The organism is Alphaproteobacteria bacterium 33-17 (assembly GCA_001897445.1).
Taxonomy (GTDB): Bacteria; Pseudomonadota; Alphaproteobacteria; order Rickettsiales; family 33-17; genus 33-17.
Genome location: MKSX01000011.1, coordinates 1 through 15,094, shown reverse-complemented (window position 1 = coordinate 15,094; position 15,094 = coordinate 1). Strand labels below are relative to the sequence as shown.

The following is a 15,094-nucleotide window of genomic DNA, read 5'->3' as shown; positions in this document are numbered from 1 at the left end:
AAATCAGGGATTTATTGAAAAGGGAGGAAAAATCTGGCGAGAAAGGCGTCCATATTGTATTGATGTAGCCTTGAAGTATATGATGTTTTGTTTTGAGATGTATTGCAGATGCCCCCAATTATGCCCCCAGATCAGCACAATAGGATCTATTCCATTATTATTTTAATGAAATAGATCCTTACAAATGGTTAGTTTACGTTTTGAGCCATTTCACGTGTTAAGGGTCTTAGCTCTTCGGTTTCTCTAAGAGAGGTTTGGCTTTGAATATTTACTTGTTGTGTACTGACTTCCAGATTAGAAGGTTCATTTACAGCGGCAATTTGATTATTTACATCCTCTGCCATTTCATGTGTCAAGGCGTTGCGTCTTAGTTCCTCTCTTTCTCTGAGGGAGGGTTGGGATGGTGGGTTAAATGATAGGGTTAGATCAAACTCTTCAACTTCATTTAACACAAGATCAGTGATGTTTTTAGAAAGTAGCACCTCATAAGGCTCTGCTTTAGGCTGAATTTTCGCGAAAGTAGCGTAAAATGAATATATAGCAGAAGCTGCCTGAGTAACTACATTCTTTTCTTCCTGTACTTTCTCTCGTGTAAACATAGACTTCATTTTCTTATCCATTGTTTCAAGTAATGCATTTATACTTGTTACAGCAAGAGGCATATGCTGGAATGTGCCTTTTAAATTAAGGATAAGCGATACAATATATTTATACTGTACTTTGTCATCATTTTTAGTAAGATCCAGACTTTCCATACGGTTAAGTAAAGCCACAGTTGCTGTCTCAACTATTGTTCTGTCAGCTATAAAGCCTTTTAAAGCGCTCATGAACACTCTGTAGCAATTGTCAAATACTTCAGCGTTATTAAGTCTGCTTGATAGTAATAGCATTTTTGCTTCATCCTTGTACTGCTCTTTAAGGAGTAGCTCAAGTCTTTGCTTTTGATTTAAACCAAATAATGACTCAGCTTTAGCAACAGCATTAAGAAGATCCACGTTCTCAGGGCTTATTCTGCCTCTAAGCTTTGGTAAAATGTTAATGTGGTATTCAGGATATTCCGCAAGTAACATATATAAAGCTTTAGGCTTGTTGCGTTTTATTATATCATCTGCGACAAGCTCTATAAACCTTGCAAAACTAACTTCTCCACCTTCACTCACTGTATTTGCAAAACAATGAGCAACAAGACTTTGAAGGGCAAGGTTTTTAACTCTGTCCTGATGCATGAACTTTAGGATAAACGACACTGCTTCTGCATTATCAAAATGTATCGCATGGTTTAAGCCTTCTCTGATGGTTGCCATAATATAGCTAGAAGTAACAGTAGATCTGCCTTTTTCAGCATTGGTAAGAATATGACCTATAAACTTATAATACATAGAATAGTCTTTGTGGCGGATAATCCTGAGCAGCACTGCATCAAGGTTGAATAAATGACCCATTACCTTATCTTTGTCTTCAGCGTACGTAAGTAGCTTATTAACCAGTTCGTGTTTACCAGTTGCAATCGCTGAACATACCATAAGGTTAAGCCTTGAATATGCAGCAAAGCCACCATAAACCATACTGTTGAAATAGGAGTTATCTCTTTCAGTAAGTGAATATAATGGACTTCGCCTTAGTACATCCTCATTCATACCTATGCGGAAATTATCTTTTAAGTACGATACCTGCCATCCTATTGTAGTATTTAAAAGTTTTTTATCCATATTAGGCGTTGGGAAAAACTTATTATTCAGGATAATATCTAAACCTTCACCATAACCGTTTGGAGTATATTCAAAAATTGCGTCAGTATCTTTGTCAGGATCAAGCAGCCCTATATTGACACCAAAGAAATCCTGACTATAAAAAATACTTCCAAGATCTGCAAACCTATCAAGCTGGAAGGTAGCTTTGTCTAAAAACTTACTGTTTTTAAACTTGTTGATCTGCGCTTCAGTAAAATGACCCCTCTGGGTTATAAAGTCATAGATCAGTTTAATACCATGCGGATTTGTTCCAACAATCTGCCCTAAAGAACTGATTGGATATGGCATATCTGCTTCTTTAGTCTCAAGGCTTATATCGAATAATAAATGCGTAAGATCAGGTGTGATTCCTGGAATCTCGACCAGTCTCTCTAGGTACATATTACATACTGTGGATGATACTAAAAACCTTACCCTAAATGACTCACGTACAGATTCTGCGTATAAATCTCTCATTTCCTGAAGTACTTCTTCAGATGCGTTATTTTGTTTAGCAAGTTTAATTGTATGTACCATACAGTCAAACACCGTATTGAGTATGGTTATATCTTTGATGTAATCCGTGCCTTTTTGAATTAGTATCGGGAATGATTCCTCAGCTGCCCATTTAATTGCAGCGTGCTTTAACACTTTCATACGGCGTATAGGATCTAAAGGAAGCTTTTTATAAAACTCTCTCATAGGCTTGGTAAGCTTATACTGGAACTTTGAAGGAACGTTTGCTGAAGGGTCGTTAAGCATTTTCCAGGAAGGTATATACTGCGCAGTCTCTAAACGGTTTTTCTGCATTGGGTAATATATTGTGGTCACGCCAATCAAAAACTTCTCATGACCTCTAATCTCATCTGCCATATTCTCAGTGTCTGCAAGCTCAATAGCCTGTTCATACTTCCACTGATCTGTCATCCGAGTCCGTGGGTTTAACTCATCAAGGGTAAATACCTGTCTTTCGTAGTAATAATATTGATTAGTATCTATATCAAGATTTTCTCCATAATTCCTTATTTTTCGTTTAATTGTATCCTCAATAAAATCTTTACCGTATATATCCATTAAGGCGAACAAATTATATTTCGCATACTGGTAACCAATATCGTTTGGATCATAATTATCTACATCTGGCATACCTACAATAATTGGATTACCTTTATAAAAATCTCCTAAAGTTTTGGTGTAGTCAATTGTTACGCCTTCTGGAAAGCTGGTTACCGTAGGTCCAAAGTCAGGTTCTTCACCTCTAGCTTCAGCATCCGCAGCTATCTTCCTAAATTCGTCTAGCTGATAACTCATCAACGCACTCCATTCAACAAATAACCTGAAATACTTAGGATCATAAGTATTGAAGTTATTAAAAATTCGTATAAATCCATACTTATCATACAGAGATAATTTTCTTTTGCTTGGTGCACACATGATTAATGCCATAGTATCAATTAATCTGCCCTCAAATACTTCTTCAGATGGATTATGCATGTAATATTTTGTAATTTGAGCAATTTTTGCTTCATGCTGGCTGCATTCAGGGATTTTTTTAACTTCCTCTGCCATCATATCCACAAACCAAAAGCCTTTGGTAATTGAATGCTGATTTTTAGCTGCGTATACCTTATCTTTAATTGCTTTAAGCTGCTCTTTAGTAATCTCGATGTTTTCAGATCTTAAAGCAATCTGCACTTCCTTTAAATATAATTTTACTTCTCTCTTCAGGTCTAAATAGTATAAATTGTGGTTGATCAAATTTGCAACAGCCTTTTTCATCATTACGCCTCTTATGCCGCCCTCAAGTCCATACTCTTCTTTTTGTCCAAAGTATTTGCACTCTCTTTGTCCTACATCTAACCTGTATAGTGGCAATAACTCTGCTATCCTGCTTCTGAGCCTTTCATTTAAGCGTAAGTGTTCTTGATTAATTGCCTCATATTCTCTTTTAGTATTTTCAAAATCAATTCGGGCATTTTCATATTTTTCATTTAATTGCCTTGCAAACTCTTCATCTGATATTTCGTTCTTGTCCTTGAGCTTTACCTTACTTTTAACAGCTGCAGGTGTTGATACGTAAAACTCATCCGGGTTTACTGTTACGTCTCTCATTTCTTCCTCTACTTCTTTATATTTGGGTTTGATGGGGGATCTATCATCCCCCTTTAGTTTTTGCTTAATTCGGTTAAATAATCTCTTGATGCGTGGTGACGCCTTGCGATATGCAGCAGCTAATATCTTATACGCAAAATATGCACATATTACCGCACCACATACCTTAACTACCATCCACACATACCACATCATTATTTTTTACCTTTATTTATATTATTATTATTTTTACCATCTTCCTGAGATCTAAAACCATTTTTAAGCTTATCTAATGGATATTTCTTACTGACTTTATCCATTTCGCTATTTATCATTTTAAGCTGTTCATGAATTTTTTCAGGAAGTTCAACAGAGTAAGAAGTGTTAAACTTCGCATTATAGTTACTTATAAAACTTTTCCATAATATAGTAATATACGGCATTACATCATTGCAGAAATAATTTTGCAAACTTTTATTAATAGAAGCATTATATAAATTAGATTGAGAAAATTTAGGTTTCTTATAAAGCGATGATAAAGATGAATGTGTACCCATACAAAAACCTACAAATCCGTTAGTATCTAGTTCTTCGCCTTCTTGATTAGGAGCCAATTTATCAGCAGCAAGAGTTGAAAAACGCTTTGCCAAATCTTTTATTAAATGAAAAGCATAATATTTATTATCATCAAAGTTATGTAAAGTAGGATCCGAAATAAGCATCATAAGTTTACTATATGAAATATTGTGTTCAGAAAAATCGTCTCCTATTATTTTAATATCAAGCTCGTGCATATGCTCAGGTATTTGACAAAGATTGCTTTTTGTTGCATAGTCTCTTAAAAATTTAATTAAACTACTATAACCTGAAAATATTTCTGAATCTAATATTTGTGTATTGTTATGCCTTATTAGACCAAGATATTGTCTAATTATATTACTGTCACAAACTAACATCATAAGATCGATAAGCTTAATTTCCTGAATATCTCCATGGAATATATATCTACCATCACAAAGTATGTCTATCTTAGGCATTTGATTTAATAAAGTTAGTACATCTGTATTAATATCGCTTCGTTTATTGCCATTTAATGAGAATTCAAAATCTCTAATATTAAACATTACAATATTCTTAATATCATCTTTGCTAAAATTACCTTGGTATATTACCATTAGTATTGCATTTACTAAGCTTTTTATTCTTTCATTAGTATTTTCATGAACTGAAGCATGACTACATAAATATTTATATAAACGCTTTATCTTACTATCGATTGTGCTAATTTGGCCATCTTGGTTATGTTCAACAACTGCATCTATCATCTTATTACGAATAATAGTCCACTGTTTTTTAACGTCTTCCTTAATATCCATATTTGCATCTATTCTTTTAATAGTTGTATATAAATTTTCATGATACATATAATTACTAGTAGGTATATCTTTACTTAGTAAGTTAAATAAATCAGCATCAGCTATTCTAGCTGCAATATAAAGTGGATTGTAACTATAATGCTCATCTGTTTGACTTTCAGCTAATGCCTTAATAACTAATCTTTGATTATCAATTGAAGCCTGATTTTCTGGGTTATCCACCTGCAACTGACTTAAAAGGTTTTTAACCTTTACTGCTTTATTTCTTAAAAGCAAGTATTGAAGCGGATTAACATGTTTGGCAACAAGCTTATCTTTAATCGTTACTAATATTTCCTCATCCTTAATATTTATTATTAATGCTTCTTGAGCAGTATTAGGGATGAAGTTAGAATATATATATTCATACCATGCTTTGTATACTTTAGTATCCATAACGTTTTTACAGTCTAAAATATCACTATGAATTTCACTATAAGTTATAATTCCTTCTCGGATTTGTTCATCAATTCTTTCTATGTTGCCCATTAAAATATATAAAATATTTTTAAAATCGTTTACACCCGGCTGATTAATATTAGAAACAATTTCTAAAAGTCTTTCAGCCATTTTTTCGTAAAGACTAATATCTATAAATTGACTGTGAACTACAAGTAAATTAATACATTGTTGAGAATTAATTCTTAAAAGATTTTCAAGTGCCTTTACTTCAAGTTCATTGGGTTCTATTAGAGCTAGATATTTTATAGAGTTTAACATTGTAGTTGTGGGTTCTACAGTATCACCTCTTCCAAAACTAATTTTGAGTTCATGTAATTTTTCATCATCGATAGCATCAACAGAACTCAAATAAAAACAATTCATAATTTCCTTATTAGGAACAATTACACTGTTAATGAACTCACCTTTAAAACCGTCATAATTTCTTGCAAGACCTTTAATTTCATTGGCTCTTTGGCATATTTTGCTCAAATTAAGTACAAAACCATTAGCTATATATTTTGAAGATACAAATTTTAAAGTTTCAAAGTCACGTGCAATAATAGCTGGATCAACTAAGAAAGCTTTCAATATATGTCTTCGAGCCTCTTTATTTCTCTTCTGCTCATTTTTATTGTTTCTAGGATCTCGTGATTGAATATTAACCTTTAGATCATTAATATAGCTAAATACTAACTCTCTGAACGAATACATAACTTTTTTAGCATTTTCAGGCTGTAATAATGCTATCAATGACATATGGTTTATGTTCATTGATATATCCAAATTGTTAGGAGTAAATAACCAGTCTTTATGATTTTCCATAGGAAGAGGAAGCTCTGTAGTAAGATTTGGATACGTGCTTCTTTGAGTATTAGCAATTAACTTAGGCAAGAACATTTTATTAAAATCGCCTCTACCTATACTTATATCTCTAACACAATGACCTATAAACTGATCATTTTCTCTAACTTGAGTAGATTTCAAATGGTTTAACAATATATCAATTACCTGAGCATTTGGACATAGTGAAGCAAACATAAATGGAGATATCTTAATTCTTTCATTATCTTTAGTTCTATTAAGTTCTTTATAAAATTTATTATATTCCAATAAATTTGCATATATTTCAGGATAAATAATCTGTAGATAAACTTCCATAATCTCTGGCAAATGGCAGAGTGTAAACATATTTGCGCCATTATCCAGCAATTTTTTGATAAAGTTTTTATGCTGATTAGTATACCCGTTTAAATTACCACTTAACAAAGCCATCATAAGCAGAGAGCAACCAAATTCACCATTTTCAATAGCTGAACTTGCTGATGTACCACCTAAGTTAATGTCATTCATTAAGGACATTCTGTCAGATAGCGTCATATTTGTTTCTGAAATTCTATTTAAAATGTGGGTATTGATTTCAGAATAAATATTTTGCTCAGCAATATTCATTAAAAATCCGATTATAACATCTATCTTGCCTTTCTTATTAGTTTTTTGTAGCGGAGTCAAAATATTGTCGTCTTCAACTTTTTTCTTTTCATTTTCAAGACTCTCCATAATTTGAACCTTATGCTTAAATAAGACACTCTGCACAAAGTTTTTATAAAATGATATATATAGAGGAGAAATCATATCGCCGAAGACATTACCAGCAGAAGAACTCGAATGTATATTTCTTTTTAATATATTATACAGATCCGTTCCTTTATTGCGATTTGTCTGAATAATTGTACCATTTGCATCTTTTTCTACTATATCAGAAACAAGCTTTTTAATAATATCAATATTACCCATACTCGTAGCTATTGCAATTGGTCTAAAACCTATAGCATAATTTTGAGATATATAACCAAATTTACGACTTTTTCTTAATTCAGAAGGTGTTGCATTCTGAATCTTTTCCATATTATTTTTTAAATTTTTTAGAGCGTTTAATTTGTCTACCTCTTTTGCGTCTTTATCATGATACATAGTATAAATATGGTCGTAGCTTTTTAAAAAATGTGAAAGATCTGCCTGAACATTACTAGTAAATTGATCTGTAACACTCTCAGTAACATAAGCTGCAGTTTTAGTAACTTGTCTCGCTGTAAAGACTGCTATTCTGGCAGTATATACACCAAAATTTTTAAATAATGCCTTTGTTTTGCCCAAATTCGTTTTTTCTGCTGATACATCAGAATGATTTGCGTGTAAATTAGTTCCAATATTTCTCAGCGTATCAAAAGCTTCAATTTTGTGTTTGAGCATATACGCCTGTTGATTTTCAACAGCATTATTAATTAAATCATAAATTTCAGAACTAGCTTGATTATGCTCTAAAGTTGCAGAAGCTATGGCAAGGGGGCATATACCAAAAATATCAAAAACGTCAACATTAGCTTTTAATGGTAAACCTTCAGGATTTTTTAGCTCAGCATTCTGTTCGTTATTTGCAGGAAATGCAATTTTAAACTTTTTCTCATTAAGCAAATATTTTAAAATTTCTAATTTTTCCTGAGAAGATCTTGCGCTTGCTAAAACATAAAATATTGGAGTCCAACCAAATATATCTTTTGAATTAATATTAGTAGGTGTAATTACAGATTTAATTAAGTCTAAATTTCCACAATATGCTGCATAATGCATGATATTCATTTCAAGATCATTTAAAGGTTGATCAAACTGTACATACGCACTATTACTAAAGTCACATTTTCTTCTATAATCATTTAAAAATGTATAGTTATGGAAAATAGCAGCTATGGCAACAAGATTAATTGAATATTTAGCTTTAGCTTTTTCTTTTTCATCTATTTTATCGCCATTTTCATCGCAACGAACTACATAACTATACAATTCATGTTTATTCCATAGTTTTTCTGCAACGTTTGAATAATGATTATTTAGTCCTTTGGCTACGTTAACGACATCCGAATACTTAATATTTTCTTCATTCCATATCCATCCCTGGGTATAGGCAGTACTAGCACTACCTTCTGCTTTAATAGAAAAATCCTTAATAACTTTTATAATGCTTTTCACTTCTTCTAAACGTATAATAGTATTATGAAAGCCCACAGTATTGAGAGGATTTAGAGCTTGATCTACGTAGCCAATTTGCATAATTTGACTTTTGTTCAATTTATCTGTAATTTCAGTGGAATCTAACGCTATCTGCCTAGATTTAATATCATAATTATAACGTTGAATTTGTCCGTTTCTCTCTATATAATTTAAGAAATCCAAATGTTCTACGCTTATCTTGAATTCGTTAATATTTGAATAGTTAGAGCTTAATAACTCAAAAATTAAAAATTGTTTAAATTTATTTGAAAACTTTTTAGATGAGGCTAAATTATCAGAGTTATTATCTGCTTTATTATCGGTTGATTTGTTATTGTTATTTGTACCTGAATTATAATTAGTTTCCTGAGCATTAATTGGACTGGAATTTTGAGTTCCATTGATACATGTATTATCGGCAGCATAAACGTTCTCAAGCATATCTTTATCAAATGTAATAGGTAAAAATTCTTCCGCCTCAACATCATTTTTGGCTTTTCGATTGAATGCACTTATAATTTTTGCAGCATTATCTTTAACAAGAAAGTTACTTAAATTGTGTAAAGATGCACAGGTTTTTTCAATTTGAGATTTTGAAGTTTTCTTAGCTTGTTTCAATTTATTATATTTAATATCTTCAATAAATTTATGAGCTTTCATTTTAGAAAAATGACCAATGACTTGCTTTCTTTCAGTGTTTAATCTATCCACATGATTATAAACAGCTCTCATCATTTCCTTTAGGTTAGGCGATGGCAAAATTTGATTAATTTGATATAATGTTTTAAGTATAACTCTACAATTTCTCAAAGAAAGATGATAGTTTAATGCAATATTATATAATTCAACTGAATCAGAAGTAAATATTAGTTTGAACTTAACTTCATTAATGTATGACCCTGCATTTTTAACTGCCTTTAACTCCTTAATTGATTCTGTAGAGTGAATACTACTCATACCGGCTTTAAATTCACACCATACATCCTGACCTATCTCTAATTTGACCTTACTTGTTTCTTTCGGTAAATTATAAAATTTATCTGCATATTTATCCTTTAACTTCTTATATTTTTGCTCATCATCATTAGCATTTATAAGTCTTTGAGATAAAATATCATGAATTAAATTATTCCTTTCTAAAATTTCTTTCCAAAATGTATCATATTGTAAGTTCAAGGCTTTAAGTAGTAGCTGAGTAATTTTTGCTTTTTCATCTTTTGAAAATTCAAATAATTCTATCATTTTTGAAATAAGACTATGATCCTGTATTTTAATAAAAAAATCCTCAACAACTAGGCTGTTTAATTTTTCAATATTATATCCGCTTGCCTCAATAAAATTGATTTTTTCTAGATTCATAGTTTTAAATTTTTCAAATGCACATACTATAAGCAGCTCATTACATGGATATGCCAGTTCTGATCCGTTAAACTTTACTTGACTATGATGTCTAAGGCCAAAAAAGCCTGTTTCCTTAATTAGAAAATTTTCATACAAATATTTTTGGTATACTAAATTACATGAAAAACTTATTGTACCATTATTGTTATCTTTTTGAGGCAATAATTCGCTATATAAATTATGTGCTAGTTGTTCTTTATTTAAAATAGATAAAGCAATATATAAATTTACAGAGGTATATTTATGAAAATAATGTATTTTATTATCACTGTTGGTGATAATTTGATCTTTACTCAATAAATTTGCATTGGAAAGGTTGATAAACTCTTGGAATTTTTTCTTAATATCAGGTTTTGCATATAAATCTGATGCCATATCAATTAACATATGTAAATTTACAAAAGGAATTTGTAAAAATTTTTCTAATTTATTTTCAATAATATATTCTTTAATTTCTGGCAGACTATGATTTCTTAATGCAAGATATAATAAACCTGGTAAAGCAGACACTCTCTTTACATGCGTCTTATTAGCACCATCATGTAATTCTTTTAGTTTTTCTAGTTTGTAACCTTGAGCCTCTAAAGATTCAGAAACCCCTCTATATTCCACTATATTGCTAATATCACTTAAAACACCAATCAAAAGATTATCTTCAAAGGGCTGAGAAAAAATTGTGTTACTAAAAGTAACAGGTTTTATTTCAGCTGTTACTTCTTGTAACAATTCTATCTTATTAGGTTTAAAAAATTTATCATATAGATATTTTTGATAAGATAAGTTAGCAGCAAAAATTAAGCTACTTTTATTTTGATTTGGCAAAAGTTCATTATATACGCTATTGGCAATATTACTTTTCTTAAGAAACAGTAAAGCAAAATACAGTTCTTAAGAAACAGTAAAGCAAAATACAGATTTATTGTAGTATGTTCATGAAAATAGCGTAAATCTGAAGCACTTAATGAGTCATCATTATGCGCTTCCTCGTTAGATCTCTTTATAAATTCTTCATATTTTTGCTTTAGAATTGGATTATTTTTATACATTATTTCTGCAATAATCTTTAAACTTATAAATGGTTTTTGTAGAAATTCTATCAAGTCATTGCTTTGTACATATTCTTTTATCTCTAAATCTGTAACGTTTTGTTTTAAAATTAAATGTATTAAATGAGGAAGTTTTTTAATTTTATTGTTCATTTCGTATAATCTGTTAATTCTATCTAATTCAAGTGAAGCGTTTCTTTGGGCATTTTGTATAGCTTGTAAATTATTATTAGTTGGAACTTGTCCCTGGTTTACTGGTTGGTTATTATTATTTATTTCTGCTTCAATTTGTGGGGCCCAACGTCTTATTATTTCAGAGGTTTGTGAAGCTGTATTATTGTTCAGTGATGAGTCTCTTGACATTTTTCTTACCTTTTTTAATTAAATGTAAATTAAATTTATCCTATTATGATTTTGTTTAGATTATGATTGATAAATGAGTTTAAAATTACAGTCAACTCATAATTGCATTATTAATTTGCTACTTAGTGAAAAAATGCTATTAAGTTATTGATTTATATAGAAAATATTTTTTACCAACGATTTATTAACGTATTCGCATGTCATTAATACCTTGTTAACCAAACTTTAGTAAAATGAGATAAATTTTGCTTCGTAAATGTTAAAGTCACCAATTTCTTCTTGAGTATTAAAAACACATAGACTATCTTTCGCTTAATGGATAGGTAAGCTATCCTAGGGCTTCGAAAACCCTTATATCTACTACCGGTGGTCATCTGCCGTCAAAGATGTCGCTTCCTTGAATTATGGTCGGGGAGGCGACCTTATGTCCAGGTCTCACGACTAAAAAGGTCGCGGCCGTGTAGTAGCGGTTTTTCGAACTCCCCGATCGCCATATTTTGCAATATGGTGATTTCTATAGTTTATTCTTAAAATTCAAGGAGTTGCTTAAAATGCCAGATAATACCCTGGGTGGAGATTTTTACCCCATAATTCAAAACGTTAAATCTTGGAATGATACTTACTTATGGTTTAACAAAAACAACCAAGATAAAGGTAAGTTATTTGAACAGTTTGCTAAACTATATTTTCTAACTTCCCCAAGCTACAAAAATGAATACAAAAGCGTATGGCTTTTTAATGAAGTTCCCACGCATATAATAACTAAACTAAGCTTAGGTAAAAAAGACCATGGCATAGATTTAATATTAGAAGATTCTCTTGGGGAGCTTACCGTTGTTCAGTGTAAGTTTAGAGCAGATCAAGACTCAAAAATATCATGGACAAGAGATAAACTTGCCAATTTATTTGCAGATGGTGATAAAGCCGACAAGTTTATTATCTTTTCAAATGTATCTGGTATTGATAGCCATTCACTGAGTAAGAAAGCAAATAAGCTTAGGTTTATTGGGCTTAGTGATTTACTAGACATATCAGAGCATACTTTTGATAATATGAGTTTATTATTAAAAGGTCAGAAGGTACAGCAAGAGGTCAAAAAGCCAAGGGATTATCAGCTTGAGATTATTGATAAAGTAGCAAGTGAGTTTGAATCGGCAAACAGAGGTCAGTTAATACTTCCGTGCGGTACTGGTAAAACTCTCATATCATTATGGATAAAAGAAAGGTTAAGTGCAAAAAGAACAATAGTACTTGTGCCATCCCTTGCTTTACTAAGACAGGTTAAGCATGAATATTCTTCTAATCAAAATGAATACATACCATATTTATGTGTATGCTCCGAGAAAGATATTGATAAATCAAGCGATACCTTAATCACGAATATATATGAAATCGGCGGTAAAGTTACTACTGATTCCAAAGAAATTGAAAGCTTCTTAAATAAAAATCAAAGTCACCTTATTATATACTCTACATATCAAAGCCTGGAAGCTATATGTATAGCCGCCAAATTGTTAGACTTTAACTTTGATTTAGCAATATGCGATGAAGCACACAAAACATCAGGTAGTAAGTTATCCAAACATACCTTGATACATTCAGATGATAATATAAAAGTAAGTAAACGTCTTTATATGACAGCAACCCCAAGGGTTTTGGGCGCTAGTTTAAAAGAAAAGTCTCCAGATGCTGTAAACTATTTATACGATATGAGTAATCTTGATATATTCGGAAAAGAGTTTTACCGCATGAGCTTTAAGGAAGCTATCGATAAGAACATACTGGTCGATTACCAAATTGTGGCAATTGGGGTAGATGATGAAGAAATATCTGACGCCATACAAAAAAGGTATTTTACAACAGAAGATGATACGATTGATGAAATTGCCAATAATTATGCATTAAAGAAATTTATGGATAAGTATAACGCAAATCATGCGATAACATTCCACTCATCTGTAAAAAAAGCCAAAAGTTTTGTAACAAGACATCAAAATATGGATAATAGTATACACTCATACCACATAAACGGCTCAATGAGTACGAATGAGCGTAATATTTTACTTAAGGAGTTTATAAGTCACGATCGCTCAATTATAACAAATGCAAGGTGCTTAACTGAAGGTATAGATGTGCCTGCTATTGATATTGTGTATTTTTGTGATCCTAAAAACTCGAGAATAGATATAGTTCAGGCAACAGGTAGAGCACTGAGACGAAGTAACCATAAAGATAAAAAGATAGGTTATATTGTAGTTCCTATTTTTCATAAAAAGGAAGATAATTTAGAGGATATTCTTGAGTCTAACCAGTTTTCAAACTTAATCAGTATAATCAGAGCGCTTGCTTCGCATGACGAACGTATATTTGACGAAATAACAAAAATCAAGGTGGGGAAAGGCGAAAGATTAATTAGCAATATATCACCTATATTAAATATCCAAAACCTTATAACTATTGAAGGTTATGAAGATAAATTAAAAGAAACACTCTTTGACCAAATCATAAGTAGGGTAAGAACCCCATGGCTTCCTTTTGAACAAGCACGAGAGTTTGCGAGAAGATTGAAATTAAATTCATGGCATGAATGGAAAAGATTTACTAATACGGATTTGATGCCTAATAACATTCCTAAAAATCCGAATTTAGCATATAAAAATGTAGGATGGATATCTACTGGCGACTGGCTTGGTACTAATTCTATTGCAACTATTTATATGGAATATTTACCTTTTAATGAAGCTAGAAAGATAGTTCATGCATTAAATTTAAAAAGCCATAAAGAATGGTTATTATATTGTAAAAGTGGTAAAAAACCTAATAATATCCCTGCGAAACCATCTAGAACTTACAAAGGCGTAGGCTGGGTATCTTCTGGTGATTGGTTAGGTACTGGTAGAATAGCAGATCAGCTAAGAAAAATGCAAAAATTTGAAGATGCTAGAGATTATGTACGTTCTCTTAAACTGAGAACGGTTCAAGAATGGAAAGATTATTGTAAATCCGGATTAAAGCCACATGATATACCAGCTCAACCTCAAGATAGTTATAAAAATAAAGGGTGGATATCTTGGGGAGATTGGCTCGGTACATTCAGAGAAGCTAATTTTAACATTATTTATTTGTCATTTGAAGAAGCTCGAGACTTTGCTCAAAGTTTAAAATTGAAATCAATTCAAGAATGGAGATTGTTTTGTAAATCTAATCAAGTGCCGCCTAATATACCAAGAAAACCAGATCATGTTTATCGCAATAAAGGTTGGGTTAACTGGGGGGACTGGCTCGGAACATATACTGTAGCTTCATTTTTGAAGGTATATTTATCATTTGAAGAAGCTCGTAAATTCGTTAGAGCTTTGGGTTTGCAAACTAAAACTCAATGGCTACAGTATTGTAAATCAGGATATAAACCCGATAATATACCTTTTAAGCCCTGTCGACATTATAAAAACAAAGGTTGGATATCTTGGGATGATTGGTTAGGTAAAAATAACAAGTAGTATTCCTACTCTTTTTTTGGCAAGTAAGTGCTCAAAAACTCATCTATGATTTCTTGGTC

The 15,094-nt window shown here is 31.5% G+C and carries 4 protein-coding genes; 1 reads left to right on the top strand and 3 read right to left on the bottom strand.

What is annotated here, in order from left to right; translation table 11 throughout:
* Positions 1 to 188: 188 nt before the first annotated feature.
* Genes BGO27_02035 through BGO27_02025 form a run of 3 tightly spaced genes read right to left on the bottom strand, consistent with a single transcriptional unit; the run spans position 189 to position 11,535 of the window.
* Positions 189 to 4,037: a hypothetical protein gene (locus BGO27_02035; protein ID OJV15269.1), complete on the bottom strand. Its 3,849-nt coding sequence runs from the start codon at positions 4,035 to 4,037 to the stop codon at positions 189 to 191.
* Positions 4,037 to 10,948, bottom strand: coding sequence for a hypothetical protein (locus BGO27_02030; protein ID OJV15268.1), 6,912 nt, complete (start codon positions 10,946 to 10,948; stop codon positions 4,037 to 4,039). Before BGO27_02030 ends, BGO27_02035 begins: the two co-directional genes overlap by 1 nt.
* Positions 10,921 to 11,535: a hypothetical protein gene (locus tag BGO27_02025; GenBank protein OJV15267.1), complete on the bottom strand. Its 615-nt coding sequence runs from the start codon at positions 11,533 to 11,535 to the stop codon at positions 10,921 to 10,923. The genes BGO27_02030 and BGO27_02025 overlap by 28 nt, the downstream gene beginning before the upstream one ends.
* Before the next feature lie 551 nt (positions 11,536 to 12,086).
* Here BGO27_02025 and BGO27_02020 point away from each other — a divergent pair.
* Positions 12,087 to 15,035, top strand: coding sequence for a hypothetical protein (locus BGO27_02020; GenBank protein ID OJV15266.1), 2,949 nt, complete (start codon positions 12,087 to 12,089; stop codon positions 15,033 to 15,035).
* The last annotated feature ends 59 nt before the right edge of the window (positions 15,036 to 15,094 follow it).